This window comes from uncultured Algibacter sp. (genome assembly GCF_905480415.1).
Taxonomy (GTDB): domain Bacteria; phylum Bacteroidota; class Bacteroidia; order Flavobacteriales; family Flavobacteriaceae; genus Algibacter_B.
The window spans coordinates 17,669-36,411 of record NZ_CAJQQI010000085.1; the positions used below are offsets into that span (position 1 = coordinate 17,669).

Annotated in this window: 19 protein-coding genes; 15 read left to right on the forward strand and 4 right to left on the reverse strand. The window is 33.4% G+C overall.

What is annotated here, in order from left to right:
• Nucleotides 1–56: 56 nt before the first annotated feature.
• Nucleotides 57–419 carry a CoA-binding protein gene (locus QZ260_RS06170; protein WP_295984019.1) on the forward strand — a complete coding sequence of 121 codons (363 nt, stop codon included), beginning with the start codon at nucleotides 57–59 and terminating at the stop codon, nucleotides 417–419.
• Here QZ260_RS06170 and QZ260_RS06175 read toward each other — a convergent pair.
• Nucleotides 396–1,838 carry a sodium:solute symporter gene (locus tag QZ260_RS06175; RefSeq protein WP_295984022.1) on the reverse strand — a complete coding sequence of 481 codons (1,443 nt, stop codon included), beginning with the start codon at nucleotides 1,836–1,838 and terminating at the stop codon, nucleotides 396–398. The genes QZ260_RS06170 and QZ260_RS06175 overlap by 24 nt on opposite strands.
• A gap of 124 nt (nucleotides 1,839–1,962) precedes the next feature.
• On the opposite strand from QZ260_RS06175, the gene recR reads away from it, so the two are divergent.
• The 13 genes from recR (at nucleotide 1,963) to QZ260_RS06240 (ending at nucleotide 12,540) form a co-directional block, all read left to right on the forward strand.
• Nucleotides 1,963–2,580 (forward strand): recombination mediator RecR, encoded by a 618-nt coding sequence (gene recR, locus QZ260_RS06180; RefSeq protein WP_295984024.1) that lies wholly within the window; start codon nucleotides 1,963–1,965, stop codon nucleotides 2,578–2,580.
• Between the two features lie 12 nt (nucleotides 2,581–2,592).
• Nucleotides 2,593–3,693 carry a glycosyltransferase family 2 protein gene (locus tag QZ260_RS06185; protein ID WP_295984026.1) on the forward strand — a complete coding sequence of 367 codons (1,101 nt, stop codon included), beginning with the start codon at nucleotides 2,593–2,595 and terminating at the stop codon, nucleotides 3,691–3,693.
• An 86-nt stretch (nucleotides 3,694–3,779) separates the two neighbouring features.
• Nucleotides 3,780–5,108 carry a dihydrolipoamide acetyltransferase family protein gene (locus QZ260_RS06190; RefSeq protein WP_295984028.1) on the forward strand — a complete coding sequence of 443 codons (1,329 nt, stop codon included), beginning with the start codon at nucleotides 3,780–3,782 and terminating at the stop codon, nucleotides 5,106–5,108.
• Nucleotides 5,109–5,201: 93 nt separating this feature from the next.
• A complete protein-coding gene (locus QZ260_RS06195; protein ID WP_295984031.1) occupies nucleotides 5,202–5,978 on the forward strand; it encodes a 3'-5' exonuclease in 777 nt (258 codons plus the stop codon).
• Between the two features lie 146 nt (nucleotides 5,979–6,124).
• On the forward strand, nucleotides 6,125–6,736 hold the full coding sequence (locus QZ260_RS06200) for a fumarylacetoacetate hydrolase family protein (RefSeq protein ID WP_295984033.1): 612 nt from the start codon (nucleotides 6,125–6,127) through the stop codon (nucleotides 6,734–6,736).
• Nucleotides 6,737–7,078, forward strand: a complete 342-nt coding sequence (locus QZ260_RS06205; protein ID WP_295984035.1) for an Hpt domain-containing protein — start codon at nucleotides 6,737–6,739, stop codon at nucleotides 7,076–7,078.
• Entirely contained in the window at nucleotides 7,078–8,328 is a 1,251-nt protein-coding gene (locus QZ260_RS06210; RefSeq protein WP_295984037.1) for a competence/damage-inducible protein A, read from the forward strand. The genes QZ260_RS06205 and QZ260_RS06210 overlap by 1 nt, the downstream gene beginning before the upstream one ends.
• Before the next feature lie 83 nt (nucleotides 8,329–8,411).
• A complete protein-coding gene (gene rpmB / locus QZ260_RS06215) occupies nucleotides 8,412–8,648 on the forward strand; it encodes a 50S ribosomal protein L28 (protein ID WP_295984039.1) in 237 nt (78 codons plus the stop codon).
• 27 nt (nucleotides 8,649–8,675) lie between these two features.
• Nucleotides 8,676–8,858, forward strand: coding sequence for a 50S ribosomal protein L33 (rpmG, locus tag QZ260_RS06220; RefSeq protein WP_295984042.1), 183 nt, complete (start codon nucleotides 8,676–8,678; stop codon nucleotides 8,856–8,858).
• A 42-nt stretch (nucleotides 8,859–8,900) separates the two neighbouring features.
• Entirely contained in the window at nucleotides 8,901–9,053 is a 153-nt protein-coding gene (locus QZ260_RS06225; RefSeq protein WP_074940165.1) for a DUF4295 domain-containing protein, read from the forward strand.
• Between the two features lie 244 nt (nucleotides 9,054–9,297).
• Complete coding sequence (gene ftsY, locus QZ260_RS06230; protein ID WP_295984050.1) at nucleotides 9,298–10,272, forward strand: signal recognition particle-docking protein FtsY; 975 nt, start codon at nucleotides 9,298–9,300, stop codon at nucleotides 10,270–10,272.
• A 159-nt stretch (nucleotides 10,273–10,431) separates the two neighbouring features.
• Nucleotides 10,432–11,736 carry a 30S ribosomal protein S12 methylthiotransferase RimO gene (gene rimO / locus QZ260_RS06235; protein WP_295984052.1) on the forward strand — a complete coding sequence of 435 codons (1,305 nt, stop codon included), beginning with the start codon at nucleotides 10,432–10,434 and terminating at the stop codon, nucleotides 11,734–11,736.
• Nucleotides 11,737–11,853: 117 nt separating this feature from the next.
• Entirely contained in the window at nucleotides 11,854–12,540 is a 687-nt protein-coding gene (locus QZ260_RS06240) for a peptidoglycan DD-metalloendopeptidase family protein (protein WP_295984054.1), read from the forward strand.
• Nucleotides 12,541–12,666: 126 nt separating this feature from the next.
• Here the strand turns inward: QZ260_RS06240 and secA are convergent, their stop codons facing one another.
• The 3 genes from secA to QZ260_RS06255 form a co-directional block, all read right to left on the reverse strand.
• Nucleotides 12,667–16,023: a preprotein translocase subunit SecA gene (secA, locus tag QZ260_RS06245; RefSeq protein ID WP_295984058.1), complete on the reverse strand. Its 3,357-nt coding sequence runs from the start codon at nucleotides 16,021–16,023 to the stop codon at nucleotides 12,667–12,669.
• Nucleotides 16,024–16,188: 165 nt separating this feature from the next.
• Nucleotides 16,189–16,410: a DUF2795 domain-containing protein gene (locus QZ260_RS06250; protein ID WP_019387375.1), complete on the reverse strand. Its 222-nt coding sequence runs from the start codon at nucleotides 16,408–16,410 to the stop codon at nucleotides 16,189–16,191.
• A gap of 412 nt (nucleotides 16,411–16,822) precedes the next feature.
• Nucleotides 16,823–17,395, reverse strand: a complete 573-nt coding sequence (locus QZ260_RS06255) for a cob(I)yrinic acid a,c-diamide adenosyltransferase (RefSeq protein ID WP_295984078.1) — start codon at nucleotides 17,393–17,395, stop codon at nucleotides 16,823–16,825.
• A 367-nt stretch (nucleotides 17,396–17,762) separates the two neighbouring features.
• Here QZ260_RS06255 and QZ260_RS06260 point away from each other — a divergent pair.
• A partial coding sequence (locus QZ260_RS06260) for a DUF5723 family protein (RefSeq protein ID WP_295984080.1) occupies nucleotides 17,763–18,743 on the forward strand: 981 nt, incomplete at its 3' end.

The window sequence follows — 18,743 nt, forward strand, 5'->3', positions numbered from 1 at the left end:
ACGCTTTACTTTAATTTATGTTACTGTGTTTTTTAATATTAACTTTTCTTTAACTTATGAATAAAAAAACATTGGTGTTTGGGGCATCTTTAAAACCGAATAGATATTCTAACTATGCTATTCAGAGATTAGTTGTAAATAATGTTGATGTGGTCGCTTTTGGTTTAAGAGAAGGAGAAGTTTCTGGTATTGAAATTGATACTAATTTATTACCTTATAAAGAGGTGCATACGGTTACATTATATTTAAATCCTGAACGGCAAAAAGATTATTATGATTATATCGTGTCTTTAAAACCAGAGCGCGTTATTTTTAATCCCGGCACAGAAAACCCAGAACTATATCAAATTCTAAGAGAAAACAATATTGATTTTGAATCGGCTTGTACTTTAGTGCTACTTTCTACGAATCAGTATTAAGCCTAAAAAAGTAAGGATGCCGTTTATTATAAGTATTTCAAAACCTATTTGATAACCACTTAATAAATCAACTGAATATTCATTAATAAAATATGAAACTATAGGGGCTATAATGGCCACTATCCAAACATATTTGTCTTTAAGTTGAACTTTAGTATAGATTCCAAAAGCAAATAAACCTAATAATGGACCATAAGTATATCCCGCTGCTTTAAATAATTCCCAAATTACAGATACATCTTTAAAAATAGAATCAAATAAAACGATAACAATAACTAACACGATGCTAATAAATACATGCGTTTGTTTTCTAATTCTTTTTTGAGATGCTTTTGGTTTTTTATCCAATTCAATAATATCAATACAAAAAGAAGTTGTTAGCGATGTTAATGCAGAGTCTGCACTTGAATAAGCTGCTGCAATGAGTCCTAATAAAAAGAAAGCTGAGGTTACCACCCCTATTTCTGGTAACATGGCTATGGTGGGGAATAGGTCATCTTTTTTGGCTGTTATACCATGTTGATTTGCATATTGAGTTAGCATTAATCCTAAAACCAAAAACAAAATATTTACAAAAACTAAAACGATACTAAAGGAAATCATGTTTTTCTGAGCTTCTTTTAAGTTTTTACATGTCAGGTTTTTTTGCATCATATCTTGGTCTAAACCAGTCATGGTAATAGTTATAAACATCCCGGCAAGAAAACTTTTTATGAAATATTGTGCATCATTCACATCACCAAAGAAAAATGTTTTGCTCATAGAGCTTTCTTTTACATTAGTATAAATTTCAGAAATACTATTTAAATCTAAAGCCGAAGCTAGAAAGCTAATAGTTACTATTACTGAAATTAGCATGAAAAGCGTTTGTAATGTATCTGTAAAAATGATGGTTTTTATACCACCTCTAAATGTGTAAAGCCAGATGAGAGCAATCGTAATTATTACAGTTATAGTAAAAGGAATATTGTATTGGTCAAATATTAACAACTGTAATACTTTAGCAACCAAAAACAACCTGAAAGAGGCGCCTACAACTCGTGATATTAGGAAAGCTACCGAACCCGTTTTGTAACTCACATTCCCAAACCGATCTCTTAAGTAAGTGTAAATTGAGGTTAAATTAAGCTTGTAGTAAATAGGTAATAATACATAAGCAATAACTAAATATCCAAAAAAGTACCCGAATACCACTTGCAAATAACCAAACTGTTTAGCTTCGACAGCGCCAGGAACCGAAATAAAAGTAACACCAGAAAGTGATGCGCCGATCATCCCAAAAGCGACTAAATACCATGGAGCAGATTTGTTTGCTTTAAAAAAAGCGTCGTTGCTATCTTCTTTTCCAGTGAAATAGGATATTAAAATTAAAACAATAAAATAAGTTGCTATAAGTAGCATAATTTGAGTAGTCGACATAAAAAACTAATTTTCAATTTTGGAAAGTACAAATATTAAAAGTCATATACCAAGGGATAGTGTCTATTTTAAAAGGGTGGCTTTAAATTAGTGAAATTCGTGTCTAAATAGTAAATTCGCCGATATGGAATTTTCTTCAAAATTATTGGAGCGTGCAGTTAATGAAATGTCTCAATTACCTGGCATTGGAAAACGTACAGCATTACGTTTAGTATTGCACATGTTAAGACAGCCAAAGGAACAAACTTTAGCCTTGTCTGATGCCTTACAAACCATGCGAAAAGATGTAAAATTCTGTAAGTCTTGCCATAATATAAGCGATATTGAACTATGTGAAATATGTTCAAATCCAAAACGTAAAGAGGATATAATTTGTGTTGTTGAGGATATTAGAGACGTTATGGCTATTGAGAACACGAGTTCTTTTAGAGGGTTATATCATGTTTTAGGAGGTAAAATATCACCCATGGATGGCATTGGTCCACACGATTTGAATATCGAATCTTTAGTAAGTAAAGTCAAGGAAGGTAGGGTTTCAGAGCTTATCCTAGCTTTAAGTTCTACAATGGAAGGTGATACTACAAACTTTTATATTTATAAGCAGATTAAAGATTATAAAGTAACAACTTCAACCATTGCTAGAGGGATTTCAGTTGGTGATGAGTTGGAATATGCGGATGAAATTACTTTAGGAAGAAGTATTGTGAATAGAATTCCCTTCGAATCTTCTATAAAACTTTAAAACAAGTAAAATTTGAAACTATCAGTTATCATATTAAATTATAATGTTAAATATTTTTTGGAGTTATGTCTAAGAAGTGTTGAGGCTGCCATTTCTAATATTGATGCTGAAATTATTGTTGTAGATAATAACTCTGAAGATTTTAGCGGTCATATGATTAAAGCCTTATTCCCTGAAGTTAGGCTCATTGAGAATAAGGAAAACTATGGGTTTTCAAAAGGTAATAATATTGGTGTTTTGCAAGCCAAAGGGGATTATTTGTGTATTTTAAACCCAGATACAGTTGTTGCCGAAGATACATTTTTAAGGCTATTAGAATTTTCTGAAAGTAAAGAAAATCTAGGTATTGTTGGCTGTAAATTGATTGATGGGAAAGGTGATTTTTTACCAGAAAGCAAACGAAAAATCCCCTATGTTAAAGCTGCTTTTAAGAAGTTAGTTGGTAACTCAGAGGACTATTACGCTCACAACATAAATGATAAAGACGTTAATCAAGTTGAGATTTTAGTTGGCGCCTTTATGTTTTTAAAAAAAGCAGTTTACAATAAAATAGAAGGGTTTGATGAAGATTATTTTATGTATGGTGAAGATATTGATATGTCTTATAAAGCCTTAAAACAAGGTTATAATAATTTCTATTACGGTGCAACCACGGTAATACATTTTAAAGGGGAAAGCACGCTAAGAGATAAAAATTATGCACGTCGTTTTTATGGCGCCATGCGAATTTTTTACAAAAAACATTTTAATAAAAATATGTTGTTCGATTTGTTTGTAAGGAGTGGAATTAGATTAACTTATTTTTTTAGAAAACAGCACATTCATAAAATTAAAACAGTAAATAAATATATGTTTATTTCAGATAGTGTTAATAAGGATTTGGAGCAAGTTCTTTCTAAAGACGTTATTTTGAAGTCAGATTTAAAAAATATTGAAAAACAATCTGAAGTTATCTTTGATGCCAATGTGCTTAGTTTTAAAAGTATTATTAGCTTTATGGAAACTAATCTTTTAGATACTTCGATTACCTTTAAAATATTGCCTAAAAACTCTAACTTTGTAATTGGAAGTGATGATGCTGTTAGTCAGGGAGAGGTTATTAGTTTTAACTAGTATTTTTTACATATAATTAAATTTAATAGTAGTTTTTTTGCTAATTTTGCAAAATAAAATTAAAAAACAAGTATTACATTATTGATATGGCAAAATTTGAGCTCAAATTACCAAAAATGGGAGAAAGTGTTGCAGAAGCAACTATCACATCTTGGTTAAAAGATGTTGGTGATACAATAGATATGGACGATCCAGTATTGGAAATTGCTACAGACAAAGTTGATAGTGAGGTGCCTAGTGAGGTTGAAGGTGTCTTAGTAGAGCGTTTGTTTAATGTAGATGATGTGGTGCAAGTAGGACAAGTTTTAGCTATTATTGAAACTAAAGGCGATGATGATTCTACTTCTGATTCAGGTAAGGAGTCTTCAGTTGAAGCAGAAGAGAATGAAAAGAAAGTTGTTCAACAATTAGAGCAAACTATTACTAAAGCTAAAGAAACTGTTACTGCTGTTGTTTCTAGTGGAGATCGTTTTTATTCTCCTTTAGTAAAAAATATAGCAAAGGCTGAAGGCATATCACAGGCAGAGTTAGATGGTATTGCAGGAACAGGAAAGGATGGACGTGTTACTAAAAATGATATTTTAGATTATATTCAAAATAGAGGAAATACGCAACAATCAGTAACTCCAAAATTAGAAACGTCAGTTGTTTCAGCAAAAATTATTGAAAAGCCTAAAGCAGAAAAACCCGTTGTAATTTCTAGTGGTGGGGATGAGATTATAGAAATGACCAGAATGGGCAAGCTCATTGCACATCATATGGTTGAGTCTGTTCAAACAGCAGCCCATGTGCAAAGTTTTATTGAGGCAGATGTTACTAATATTTGGAATTGGAGAAAGAAAGTAAAAGACGGATTTATGAAGCGTGAAGGCGAAAACCTAACATTCACTCCAATTTTTATGGAAGCAATTGCCAAGGCACTTCGCGATTTTCCGATGATGAATATTTCTTTACAAGGTGATACCGTCGTGAAAAAGAAAAACATCAATTTAGGTTTGGCTGCAGCTTTGCCGGATGGTAATTTAATTGTGCCTGTCATAAAAAATGCAGATCAACTAAACTTAGTTGGTATGACTAAACAGGTAAACGATTTGGCTAATCGTGCCAGAATGGGTAAATTAAAACCAGATGATACTCAAGGTGGTACATACACTGTTACTAACGTTGGGACTTTTGGAAGTATTATGGGAACACCAATAATCAACCAACCACAAGTTGGTATTTTGGCTCTTGGTGCCATTAGAAAAGTGCCTGCAGTCATAGAAACTCCTGAGGGTGATTTTATTGGTATTCGTTACAAAATGTTCTTGTCGCATTCTTACGATCATCGCGTAGTTAATGGTGCATTAGGTGGTAAATTTGTAAAAGCTGTTACAGACTATCTGGAAGCTTGGGACACAAATAGAGAAATATAAAATTAAAATATAAACAATAGTTAAACCTGACCTTAAAACGGTTGGGTTTTTTTATTTTTGTAATATGTCATTTTTAATAAAACGATTAAAGTAATGCAATTAAACCTAACAAAACCCATTTGTTTTTTCGATTTAGAAACTACAGGGATTAATATAACTCACGACCGGATTGTAGAAATTTCAATATTAAAAGTATTTCCAAACGGAACGGAAGAGAGCAAAACATGGTTAGTAAACCCTGAAATGACAATTCCTAATGAGGTTATTGAAATTCATGGGATAACCAATGAAAAGGTTGCGAACGAACCTGCGTTTAAAGAATTGGCTAAAGATATTTATAATATGATAAAGGATTCAGATCTGGGAGGATTTAACTCGAACCGATTTGATATTCCATTATTGGCTGAAGAAATGTTACGCGCTGAAGTAGATTTTGATATGAAAAATACTTTAGCAGTCGATGTACAAACTATTTTTCATAAAATGGAACAGCGCACATTGAGTGCAGCTTATAAATTTTATTGTGATGAAAGTTTAGATAATGCGCATAGTGCTGAGGCTGATACAAAAGCTACTTTTGAGGTATTAAAATCGCAATTAGATAAATACGAAGAGTTAGAAAATGACACGAAGTTTCTAGCAGAATTTAGCTCTCGTAAGAAAATTGCCGACTTTGCAGGTTTTATAACGTTTAATAAAGAAGGCTTAGAGTGTTTTTCTTTTGGAAAACACAAAGGAAAGTTAGTAACAGATGTTTTAGAAAAGGAACCTGGGTATTTTGGATGGTTGTTGAATGCAGATTTTCCATTGTACACTAAAAAGGTGTTAACCGCTATTAAACTGAGAAGTTTTAATAACAAGTTAGGTTAAAAAGAAGTCGCCGTTAGTCGTAGTCAATGACTTTGGCTGAGGTTGCGTTAGGGATTGCAGAGGAAAGCCCGCAGCGATTTGCGAGCGAGGACTTGTAACGTAAAGCCCGACCCTTGTGGTAACGCCCAAAATAAAATTGAAAAGACATGAAACTGATTTGCATAGGGAGAAATTACACTGAACATATTAAAGAATTACAAAACGAAAAGCCGACCGACCCTGTTGTTTTTTTAAAACCAGACACGGCTATTCTTTTGAAAAAACAACCGTTTTTTATTCCGGATTTTTCTGATGATGTGCATTATGAAGTTGAGGTTCTAGTAAAAATAAACAGAGTAGGGAAACACATTGATAAAAAGTTCGCTAATAAATATTACAATGAAATTGGCTTGGGTATTGACTTTACGGCACGCGATGTGCAAAGTGCTTTAAAGGTTAAAGGCTTGCCATGGGAAAAATCAAAATCTTTTGATGGGGCTGCGGTAATTGGTAAGTGGATAGATAAAAATGAGGTTGAAAATGTTGACCATTTTGAATTTTCTTTAAAAAAGAATGATGAAATTGTTCAAAATGGAAATACAAGCCATATGCTATGGAAAATTGATGAATTAATAGAATATGTGTCAAAATATTTTACTTTAAAGATTGGAGATATTATATTTACAGGCACACCCGCAGGAGTTGGCAAAGTTATTGCTGACGATAAGTTAAAAGGATTTATAGAAAGCAAAGAAATGTTTTCAATAACAGTAAAATAAATGGAATTACATTACAAATTATTTAGAGTAAGAGAATTGGCGGATAATGATGAGGATTTTATCGCAGCATTAGCAGAAGCTTTTTTAGAAGAAGTTCCTGAAGATGCAGAGCGCTTAAAAAAAGGAGTTGCGGAAAAAGATTATAATGAGACTTATCAGGCAGCTCATAAAATGAAGCCTACTATTGATTTATTTGAGTTAGGAGTTTTAGATAAACTAATCGAGGTACAAGATTGGGGTAAGTTTACGCAAACTGATGTAGATATTACTGAGCAATTAGATAGTGTTATTTCTGCTGTAGAGAGAGCTTGTGCTGAAATTAAGTCAGATTTTAAATTGTAATGCAAGCAGAAATAATAACTATAGGTGACGAACTTCTTATTGGTCAAGTTGTAGACACCAATTCAGCTTTTATAGCAAAACAACTTAACAAAATTGGTGTTTCTGTATATCAAATCACTTCTATTCAAGACGATAAGAAACACATTTTACAAGCTTTAGCAGATGCTGAAAATCGTGTAGATATTCTTATTTGTACAGGAGGTTTAGGCCCCACAAAAGACGATATTACTAAAAAAACACTTGCCGAATATTTTAATGATACACTCGTAAAAAACGAGTCTGTTCTCCAAAATATAGAATCGATTTGGAAACAGCATGTTAGAACAGAGTTGCTTCAAGTTAATAGAGATCAAGCTTTAATTCCTTCAAAGTCTAAACCTTTAATGAACAAGCTGGGAACTGCCCCAGGTATGTGGATTGAAAAAGAGGATAAAGTATTTATTTCACTTCCCGGAGTTCCATATGAGATGAAGGCGTTAATAGAGCATCAAGTTATTCCACAATTAAAAGACAAATATAATTGCCCATTTATTCTTCATAAAACCATGTTAGTTTATGGTTTAGGCGAAAGTGCTTTAGCGGCTAGAATTGAAGACTGGGAAGATGCTTTACCAAGACATATAAAATTGGCCTATTTACCAAATTTAGGAAAAATGCGTCTGCGTTTATCTACCAAAGGTTTTGATGAAGCACAATTAAAAAAGGACGTACAAGATCAAATAGATAAAGTTATCCCTTTAATACAGGAGGAGTATGCAGGACTAGAAGATGAAGATGGTTCTGTTGAAATTATAATAGCAAAACAACTTACTAAATTAGGAAATACTTTAGCTATTGCCGAAAGTTGCACAGGCGGAGCCGTCGCAGAGCGTTTTACAGCGCATTCTGGTGCTTCAGCATTTTTCAAAGGCGGTTTAGTAACCTATTCTACGCAGTCAAAAATTAATGTTTTAAAAGTTTCAAAAGCAGATATTGATACCTATTCTGTTGTGAGTTCTCAGGTAGCTGAGGCTATGGCGAGAAACGTTCAACAATTATTTCAGTCTGATTATGCTATCGCTACAACTGGAAATGCGGGACCAACAAAAGGTGATTCTGATGCTGAGGTCGGAACGGTTTTTATTGCTATTGCTACAAAATCAGGTGTTTATTCACAGGAATTTAACTTCGGAAATTCACGATTAAAAGTTATAAATAAAGCAGTAAATAAAGCCTTAGAAATGCTTCTAAAAGAAATTTTTAAAAATTGATATAAATTAGGTTGGCTTAGTATAAAGAATTTGTATATTTGCACCTCGATTTTAAGAAACAAAAGAATTTAAAGTTATATAGAATGTCAAGAGTTTGTGAACTTACAGGAAAGAAGGCCATGGTTGGAAACAATGTGTCTCATGCAATGAACAGAACTAAACGCAAATTTCATGCGAATTTAGTTAAGAAACGTTTTTACATTCCAGAAGAAGACAGCTGGGTAACTTTAAAAGTTTCTACATCTGCTTTAAAAACTATCAACAAAATAGGTATATCTGCAGCAATTAAGGACGCAAAGTCTAAAGGATTTTTAAAATAATAGCTGTATTTAATAAGTAAATAAGACATGGCAAAGAGAGGTAACAGAATACAAGTAATCTTAGAGTGCACAGAGCACAAAGGAACTGGTGAACCAGGAACTTCAAGATACATTACAACAAAAAACAAAAAGAATACGCCTGATAGAATGGAGATTAAGAAATTTAATCCGATCCTAAAGCGTATGACACTTCATAAAGAAATTAAATAATTAGAGATTTTTAAAAATCTCAAATAACACCGTTATAAGGTCATGGCAAAGAAATCAGTAGCATCATTACAAACAGGATCTAAAAGATTAACAAAAGCAATAAAAATGGTAAAGTCTCCAAAAACTGGAGCTTACATGTTTGTTGAATCCATAATGAATCCAGAACAGGTTAGCGACTTTTTAGCTAAAAAGTGAAAAACATTGTTTCAAGATATTATAAGCTGCTTTCTACCGAAAGCGGCTTTTTTATTTTTATATTTGGTTGAATTTCTGCCATAATAGCAGTAAAACAAAAATGGTAAGGAAATTGACAAGAGTAATTTCTGCGTTACCAAAAAGGTCGAGTTTTCGGCAGTCGCTTTCGGAGAAGAGCTCCAACGAATGTTTCAGTCCCTAGCGCAAATTAGATTTTATATTAAACAACCAACTTAGAATTAAAATGAGCTTTTTTAAAAAAATATTTTCTTCAGAAAAAAAGGAAACCCTAGACAAAGGATTAGAGAAATCTAAATCTAGTTTTATGGGTAAGCTAAGTAAAGCTGTAGCGGGGAAATCTAAAGTAGATGATGACGTTCTAGATAACCTTGAGGAAGTTTTAGTGTCTAGTGATGTTGGCGTTAATACAACACTTAAGGTGATTACTCGTATTGAGGAACGCGTATCAAAAGATAAATATTTAGGAACCGACGAACTAAACAAAATCCTTCGTGAAGAAATTGCAGCACTTTTAAGTGAAACCAATTCTGGAGAAGATACAGAGTTTACTATTCCAGAATTACCAAAACAAGAAAACGGAACAAAAACGCCTTATGTGTTAATGGTGGTTGGGGTAAATGGCGTTGGAAAAACGACGACTATTGGAAAGCTAGCGTATCAATTTAAAAAGCAAGGTTTAAAAGTAGTTATGGGAGCAGCTGACACATTTAGGGCGGCAGCTATAGACCAACTTCAAGTATGGGCAGATCGAGTAGATGTGCCAATGGTAAGACAAGATATGGGAAGTGATCCTGCATCAGTTGCGTTTGATGCCTTAGAATCTGGAGTGAATCAAGAAGCTGATGTTATTATTATAGATACTGCTGGTCGTTTACATAATAAAGTAAACTTAATGAACGAGCTTACCAAAGTAAAACGTGTCATGCAAAAGGTAGTTGGCGATGCGCCACACGATGTATTATTAGTTTTAGATGGTTCTACAGGTCAAAATGCATTTGAGCAAGCAAAACAGTTTACAGCGGCAACAGAAGTGACCTCGTTAGCAGTAACTAAATTAGATGGAACAGCTAAAGGCGGTGTAGTTATTGGTATTTCTGATCAATTTCAAATTCCTGTAAAATATATTGGAGTAGGAGAAGGTATCGAAGATTTACAAGTCTTCAATAAATTTGAGTTTGTAGATTCGTTTTTTAAATAAAAAAGCCAATTTCCATAACACTCGAGTCTTTATCATAATAATCAAAATAATAGTATTTATGCATAGAGAGTTCCTGCTAAAGTAGGAACTCTCTATTTTAATAAGGACGACTTTAATCCACAATCATTCCGTACCTTTGCACCCAGATTTATAAAACGTATGCGCACAAAAACTCTAAAGAAAAACAAGATAAACGTAGTAACCCTTGGTTGTAGTAAAAATGTTTACGACAGCGAAGTGTTAATGGGGCAATTGAAGGCCAATGGAAAAGATGTGGTACATGAGGAAGAAGGTAATATAGTTGTTATTAACACTTGCGGATTTATTAAAAATGCAAAAGAAGAAAGTGTTAATACGATTTTAGAATACGTTCAGAAAAAGCAAGATGGTGATGTAGATAAAGTATTTGTAACGGGTTGTTTAAGTGAGCGTTATAAGCCAGATTTATTAAAAGAAATCCCGAATGTTGATGAATATTTTGGGACGACTGAATTACCTGGATTATTGAAGGCTTTAGGTGCAGATTATAAACATGAACTTATTGGAGAACGTTTAACAACCACACCAAAAAATTATGCCTATTTAAAAATTGCGGAGGGTTGCGATAGACCATGTTCTTTTTGCGCGATTCCAATCATGCGAGGGAAACATAGAAGTACACCCATTGAAGAGATTGTTATTGAGGCTGAAAAATTAGCTGCTAATGGTGTTAAAGAATTGATTCTTATTGCGCAAGATTTAACGTATTATGGACTCGATTTATACAAGAAACGAAACTTAGCAGAATTACTTGAAGCGTTAGTAAAAGTGGATGGTGTAGACTGGATTCGTTTGCATTATGCTTTTCCAACTGGGTTTCCTTTGGACGTGTTAGATGTCATGAATCGCGAACCTAAAGTTTGCAACTATTTAGATATTCCATTACAGCATATTTCAGACTCTATTTTAAAAAGTATGCGTCGTGGAACAACAAAAGAAAAGACTACGAGGTTATTACAAGAGTTTCGCACCAAAGTGCCTAATATGACTATTAGAACAACTCTTATTGTTGGCTATCCAGGAGAAACAGAAGAAAATTTTCAAGAATTAAAACAATGGGTTTCTGATATGCGTTTTGAACGTTTAGGTTGTTTTACTTATAGCCATGAAGAAAACACGCATGCATATAATCTAGAAGATGATGTTCCTGAAGACGTTAAAATTGACAGAGCAAACCAAATTATGGAAATTCAATCTCAGATTTCTTGGGAATTGAATCAATTTAAAATAGGGCAGGAGTTTAAAGTTATAGTAGATAGAAAAGAAGGTAATTATTTTGTTGGACGTACAGAATTTGATTCTCCCGATGTGGATAATGAAGTATTAATTGATGCGACAAAAATCTACCTAAAAACAGGTGAATTCACTACCGTTAAAATTATTGAAGCAGAAGATTTTGACCTTTATGGTGAAGTCATTGCTTAGTACTAAAACTGTTGAAATTTATTTAAAAACAATTATAATCACGTTGAGCCTGTAGATGCGTGTTTTTAAATATTTATAATTTAAAAACATATCGATTAGTTTTATATTTTTGAAACTATGGAGTCAGAGGGTTTTACAAAGTTTCTTAATAGTATCAGTTCAGATGGATTGTCTGTATTAGATGCATCCATTCCAAAATCCAAATATATTCCCATAGATTTATCTGAATCTAACAAAACACTCAATACGGTCGATGTGTCTTCGTCTCCAAAATTGGGAGTGTTTGTAAGTAATCATATAAAAAAGCATGATGCTTTAGTAGCTTATGGTGGATATTTAGAAGTTCGAAACATATACAAACGCAGTCACCATTTTAATAGTCGAGCTAAACAAGAACGCAACATCCATTTAGGAGTCGATTTGTGGTGTGAAGCTAAAACGCCTATTTACGCGCCGTTGGATGGCGTAGTTCACAGTTTTAAGAATAACACTAACCATGGTGATTATGGACCAACTATAATTTTAAAGCATCATATTCCTGGGGTTGAATTTTATACACTTTATGGACATTTAAGTTTAGTATCTTTTGAGAAGCTAAAAGTGGGACAGGGATTTAAGCAAGGTGACAAAATCGCGACTTTAGGAGATGCCAATATTAATGGTGATTATCCACCGCATTTACACTTTCAGATAATAAAAGATATACAAGGTTATAAAGGTGATTACCCCGGCGTTTGTAGTGAAAGTGATTTGGGTTATTATAAAGGGAATTGCCCTAATCCTGATTTGTTATTGAAGTTGTAAATTTTGGATTCTATTTTATTTTTAGATAAAACAAATCTGTTATTTAATAATGGAGTATAAAAAATCCTGATAGTTTCTATCAGGATTTTAATGTTTTTAGATTCTTTTTTTTTCAAAGGAATTTAATTACTCCTCAACCAAAACCCACTCGCCTTTCGCAATTAAAGGTTCAGCTTGTTTGTATTTTAAAGTTTTGTTTTCACCTTTTATAACGTGCTTTATAGTCACACGATCATTTCGTCCAATTTTTGGTTTATCACGCACAATAGTTTCAACAACTTCTTGATTCCGTTGCGTATTTCCCGCAGCTCTGTTTTGTGCAGAACGCTCATCTAAATTAGGGATTTCGTCTTTTTGAGTTTTTAGATTTTCCTTTTTACGGGTTTGTCTAGCCTCTTGAATTGTGTTTTGTGTTTCTTGAGGTAACTCACCTTTAAATAAGAATGAAATAACATCTTTATTCACTTCGTCAATCATCGCTTTAAATAATTCAAAAGACTCAAACTTATAAATCAATAAAGGGTCTTTTTGCTCATGCACCGCTAATTGAACCGATTGCTTTAACTCATCCATTTTACGTAAATGTGTTTTCCAAGCATCATCTATTATAGCCAATGTAATGTTCTTTTCAAAATCGTTAATTAATTGTTTACCTTGAGTTTCATAAGCTTTTTCAAGATCTGTAACAACATTTAAACTCTTAACACCATCTGTAAACGGTACAACTATACGTTTGAATTTATCGCGTTGTGTTTCATATACATTTTTAATAACAGGAAAAGCAATATCTGCGTTTCTAGCCATTTTATCTTTATAATGCGTAAAAGCAGCTTTGTATATTTTTGAAGTAATCTCTTGAGCCGACAGCTTACCAAATTCATCTTCGGTAATTGGCGAACCCATAGAGAAATATCGAATCAATTCAAACTCAAAGTTTTTATAATCATTAGCCCCTTTATTTGTTTCTGATATACCTTCCGTAGTATCAAAAATCATATTAGCTAAATCAACACGCAAACGTTCCCCATTTAAAGCATTGTAACGACGTTTGTAAACGACTTCACGCTGTGCGTTCATAACATCATCATATTCTAACAAACGTTTACGAACACCAAACTGGTTTTCTTCAACCTTTTTCTGTGCACGCTCAATAGATTTTGAAATCATAGAATGCTGAATCACTTCGCCTTCTTTCAAGCCCATTTTGTCCATCATTTTCGCAATACGCTCACTACCAAATAAACGCATCAAGTTATCTTCAAGAGATACATAAAACTGTGAACTTCCTGGATCTCCTTGACGACCAGCACGACCACGTAGTTGTCTATCCACACGACGCGAATCATGACGCTCTGTGCCAACAATAGCTAAACCGCCAGCGGCTTTAACTTCGTCTGATAATTTAATATCCGTACCACGACCAGCCATATTGGTTGCTATAGTTATTTGTCCCGCATTTCCAGCTTCTGCAACAATATCAGCCTCTCTTTTATGCTGTTTCGCGTTTAATACATTATGCGATAATTTACGAATGCTTAACATTTTCCCTAATAACTCACTAATTTCAACAGAAGTTGTACCAATAAGTACCGGACGACCTGCTTCAGATAGTTTAGTTACATCGTCAATAACTGCATTGTATTTTTCGCGTTTTGTTTTATAAACTAAATCTTCTTTATCATCTCTAGCAATAGGGCGGTTAGTTGGCGTTTCAAGAACATCTAATTTGTAGATTTCCCAAAACTCGCCAGCTTCAGTTAAAGCAGTACCCGTCATCCCTGAAAGTTTACGATACATTCTAAAGTAATTCTGTAATGTTACTGTAGCAAACGTTTGGGTAGCATCTTCAATTTTTACATTTTCTTTGGCTTCAATCGCTTGGTGTAATCCATCAGAATAACGACGGCCATCCATAATACGACCGGTTTGTTCATCAACAATCATAACCTTATTTTCCATCACCACATATTGGGTGTCTTTTTCAAATAAAGCATACGCCTTGAGTAACTGACTTAACGTATGAATACGCTCAGATTTCAAACCAAATTCTTTGAATAATTCTTCTTTAAGCGTTGCTTCTTCTTCAACATCAAGGTTTTGATCTTCGATTTTTGCAACTTCAATACCTATTTCTGGTAAGATGAAAAAGTCTGGGTTATCTTTTCCAGAAATGTATTCAATACCTTTATCGGTTAATTCAACTTGGTTGTTTTTTTCTTCAATAACATAGTATAATTCCTCATCAACCTTAGGCATTTCCCGGTTGTTATCTTGCATATAGAAATTTTCAGTTTTTTGAAGCAATTGCTTAACACCTTCTTCAGATAAAAACTTTATGAGCGCTTTATTTTTAGGAATACCTCTGTAAACACGTAGCAGTTTTAAACCACCTTCTTGAGTATCTCCATCCTTAATTAACTTTTTAGCTTCCGCTAAAACACCCGTTAAATATTTACGTTGTACCGAAACAATATCATCAACCTTAGGCTTTAATTCTGTAAACTCGTGGCGGTCACCTTTTGGGATAGGACCCGAAATAATTAATGGTGTACGAGCATCATCTACTAAAACAGAATCTACTTCATCTACAATAGCGAAGTGGTGCGGACGTTGAACTAAATCATCAGGCGAATGTGCCATATTATCACGCAGGTAATCAAAACCAAATTCGTTATTAGTACCGTATGTAATATCAGAATTATACGCTTTTTTACGCGCTGCCGAGTTTGGTTGGTGGTAATCAATACAATCAACACTCATCCCATGAAACTGAAAAATAGGAGCCATCCAAGCGCTATCACGTTTTGCTAAGTAGTCATTAACTGTTACTAAATGAACCCCTTTTCCAGCTAAGGCATTTAAATACATCGGTAAAGTCGCTACCAAAGTTTTTCCTTCTCCCGTTTGCATTTCGGCAATTTTACCTTGGTGCATCGAAATCCCACCAATTAACTGAACATCATAATGTATCATGTCCCAAGTAATAGGTTTCCCTGCAGCATCCCAAGAATTTGACCAAATCGCTTTATCATCTTCTAACGCAACATATTCTTTTTCACCAGATAAATTTCTATCAAACTCATTAGCACTAACCATAATAGAGGTGTTATGCACAAAACGTTTAGCCGTTTCTTTAACCACAGCAAAAGCTTCGGGTAAAATAGCGTTCAAAACATCTTCAGTAATAAGGTAAGCCTCATCTTTAAGTTTATCAATGTCCTGATAGATATCTTCACGTCTATCAATATCTTCAGTAGTTTCAGCTTCTTGAGTAAGATTAGTAATTTGCTCGTTTATACTTGCAATGGATTCAGCAATTTTTGCTTTAAATTCATCAGTTTTTGCTCTTAATTCATCATGACTCAAGGCTTCTAAAGCAGATTCAAAGGTTTTAATTTTATCAACAAGCGGGGAGAGCGCTTTTACGTCTTGTTTAGCCTTGTCTCCAACAAATACTTTTAATACAGAATTTAAAAAACTCATGAGTATAATTTTATATATTTTATCTAGGATTGCCCTAGGGTTTTATCATTACTATTTTTGCGCTATCAAAAGGCATTCAAAGATACATTTTGTTGCGCTTTTTTTAGGGTTAAGAACAAAAAAAAAGCCTCTAATCGAGACTTTTTAACTATTCTTTATGCTTTATTAATATTCATCTTCGTTCCAGAGGTAATCCTCGTCGGTAGGATAGTCAGACCAAATTTCTTCAATTGAGTCATAAGAGTCTCCCTCATCTTCAATAGATTGTAAATTTTCAACAACCTCTAAAGGTGCTCCCGTTCTAATAGCGTAATCTATCAATTCGTCCTTTGTTGCTGGCCAAGGCGCATCACTTAAATACGATGCTAATTCTAATGTCCAATACATTTATTTGCGTTTATTTTTTTGCAAAAATAATTTTTTAGTTTAAACACACAAGAAAAAAATGAATTATTTAATCATTAATTATAAGAACGTATCTTTTTGTTATCTAAACCCTTGCAAATTATTCCTGCGGGATTAATATAATGTAGCTAAAAAATAAAACTAATTTTTTCTATTGAAAATATCAATTTGAGCGTTACCACAAGGGTCGGGCTTTCCGCTATATCTTTTTAAAACACCATGGTAAGTGCGGAGAATGTCGCAATTTGCCAAATTTTAGTTCTCAACAATCTTTTATTTCATTCAAGTTTTAAAAAGGATGTCACTGCAATCCCTAACGCAAACCGTATGTCCAATTCAAAAGTTAACTTATTTATGAATTCTTTTCAGTCATGAAAATCATTTCTTCGTAAAATTACTTTTTCTCAGGAATCCACTTAATTTCATTCGCTTGTAAGTCATGAGACAACTTTCGTGCCAATACAAAGAGATAGTCAGAAAGACGGTTTAAATAAAGTAGCGCATTCGCCTCAAAAGGTTCCAAATCATTAAGTGCTGAGGCTAAACGTTCCGCTCTTCGGCATACACAACGTGCTATGTGACAGAATGACACCGTTTGATGCCCTCCGGGGAGCACAAAATGCGTCATAGGAGCTAAAACGTTGTTCATGGTATCCATTTCCTTTTCTAAACGTTCAATATCTTCAGTAGAAATTTTATCAATGTTTAATCGTGCCTTACCGTTTTTTAAAATAGCTTTTTCTGGGTCGGTTGCTAAAATAGCACCAAGAGTAAATAATCGATCTTGAATTTTAATCAATAAATCTTTATAATCTTGATGGATATCTTGGTCCCGTATTAAACCCAAATGTGAGTTTAATTCATCAACAGTTCCATAACTTTCAATTCTAATATGATGCTTGGGTACTCGAGTTCCTCCAAATAATGCGGTGGTGCCTTTGTCTCCAGTTTTCGTGTAAATTTTCATATTTTAAATTTTTTTCTTTTTTTTTGTTTTTTTTTATTGAAATCCCTTGTTTTGTTTCTAGTCTTAACAATAGAATAAGTTGTTTCAACAGTCATAGTTATTAGCAGAATCAAAACAGGTGTTAGTATAAAAATTGCAATTTACTTAAAAAATAATTCTCAGAGATTTTGTTTTAGTGTTTCCTTTGAAATTGCCCTCGAGGAATAATTAATTATCTCGAAAGTAATTCGTTTGTAATATTCTTAATTTTTTTTAAGATATTTTGAAGCGTGTTTGATACAATGTATTACACAAATTAAAAGGATGGTATTTAAATAAATTTTAACGAAAATTGACTATTTTTGAGACGAAAAATCAAATCAGAATCATGAAAAAAACCATCTTTTCAATTGTATTGCTTTTCCTTTCTTTTTGTTTAAAAGCGCAATCTTACATTGGATTTCTTACAGATAATTATAGTGGCGTACATGGTGTTATTTCTAACCCAGCCAATATTACCGATTCTCGTTTTAAAGCCGACATAAACCTAGCAGGACTGAGTGTGTTTGGAAGCAATGATTATTATGGTGTTAACGTTTGGGATGCAACAAGAGATGGTTACAGCTTTGATTTGGAATCAAAAACAGATCCTAAAGATGCAAATAGTGCAGCATTAAATGTTGATGTTTTAGGGCCATCATTTATGATTAATCTTAACAAAAATAGTTCAATAGCGATCTTTTCAAGAGCAAGATCTTTTTTGAATGCTAATGAAATTAATGGAGCGTCCTTGGCTTCTATAGATGATGATACAACCGAAGATTTTAATTTTAACGAAGGAAATATTAATATTTTAGCCCATGCCTGGGCTGAAGTAGGTATGACGTATGCCAGAACGCTATTTAGCAATGAGCAACACTTTTTAAAAGGAGGGGTTTCTTTAAAATATTTACAAGGTCTTGGAAGTGCTTATGGCACGGGAACTGATATATCTATTGATTATGATGCCGACGGTACAGATTATGGTGGTGGTCAAACTACAGGGAGTATAACCACTAGTGGAAATTTAACTTACGCGCGTTTTACCGCTGTTGATTATGATAATTATGATTATAAAATACCTGATAATGCAAACGGTTTTGGTGCAGATTTAGGAGTTGTCTATGAGTGGAGACCAAATCATGCCAATTATAAAATTAACGATTCTATTTCAAATGATTTTAGACATAAAAATAAGTACAAATTAAAAATAGGATTATCTATTACAGATATTGGCTCTATCGATTATAAAGATGGTATAAGAGAAGCTTATAATATTGCCAATACAGATGTTGCTGAAAACGATTTTCAAGATGCAGATAATTTTGGA

Excerpts from the sequence above, each read along its gene's own strand:
- QZ260_RS06170 (WP_295984019.1), top strand. The coding sequence starts at position 57 with ATGAATAAAAAAACATTGGTGTTTGGGGCATCTTTAAAACCGAATAGA.
- QZ260_RS06175 (WP_295984022.1), bottom strand. The coding sequence starts at position 1,838 with ATGTCGACTACTCAAATTATGCTACTTATAGCAACTTATTTTATTGTT.
- recR (WP_295984024.1), top strand. The coding sequence starts at position 1,963 with ATGGAATTTTCTTCAAAATTATTGGAGCGTGCAGTTAATGAAATGTCT.
- QZ260_RS06190 (WP_295984028.1), top strand. The coding sequence starts at position 3,780 with ATGGCAAAATTTGAGCTCAAATTACCAAAAATGGGAGAAAGTGTTGCA.
- QZ260_RS06195 (WP_295984031.1), top strand. The coding sequence starts at position 5,202 with ATGCAATTAAACCTAACAAAACCCATTTGTTTTTTCGATTTAGAAACT.
- QZ260_RS06200 (WP_295984033.1), top strand. The coding sequence starts at position 6,125 with ATGAAACTGATTTGCATAGGGAGAAATTACACTGAACATATTAAAGAA.
- QZ260_RS06205 (WP_295984035.1), top strand. The coding sequence starts at position 6,737 with ATGGAATTACATTACAAATTATTTAGAGTAAGAGAATTGGCGGATAAT.
- QZ260_RS06210 (WP_295984037.1), top strand. The coding sequence starts at position 7,078 with ATGCAAGCAGAAATAATAACTATAGGTGACGAACTTCTTATTGGTCAA.
- rpmB (WP_295984039.1), top strand. The coding sequence starts at position 8,412 with ATGTCAAGAGTTTGTGAACTTACAGGAAAGAAGGCCATGGTTGGAAAC.
- rpmG (WP_295984042.1), top strand. The coding sequence starts at position 8,676 with ATGGCAAAGAGAGGTAACAGAATACAAGTAATCTTAGAGTGCACAGAG.
- QZ260_RS06225 (WP_074940165.1), top strand. The coding sequence starts at position 8,901 with ATGGCAAAGAAATCAGTAGCATCATTACAAACAGGATCTAAAAGATTA.
- ftsY (WP_295984050.1), top strand. The coding sequence starts at position 9,298 with ATGAGCTTTTTTAAAAAAATATTTTCTTCAGAAAAAAAGGAAACCCTA.
- rimO (WP_295984052.1), top strand. The coding sequence starts at position 10,432 with ATGCGCACAAAAACTCTAAAGAAAAACAAGATAAACGTAGTAACCCTT.
- QZ260_RS06240 (WP_295984054.1), top strand. The coding sequence starts at position 11,854 with ATGGAGTCAGAGGGTTTTACAAAGTTTCTTAATAGTATCAGTTCAGAT.
- secA (WP_295984058.1), bottom strand. The coding sequence starts at position 16,023 with ATGAGTTTTTTAAATTCTGTATTAAAAGTATTTGTTGGAGACAAGGCT.
- QZ260_RS06250 (WP_019387375.1), bottom strand. The coding sequence starts at position 16,410 with ATGTATTGGACATTAGAATTAGCATCGTATTTAAGTGATGCGCCTTGG.
- QZ260_RS06255 (WP_295984078.1), bottom strand. The coding sequence starts at position 17,395 with ATGAAAATTTACACGAAAACTGGAGACAAAGGCACCACCGCATTATTT.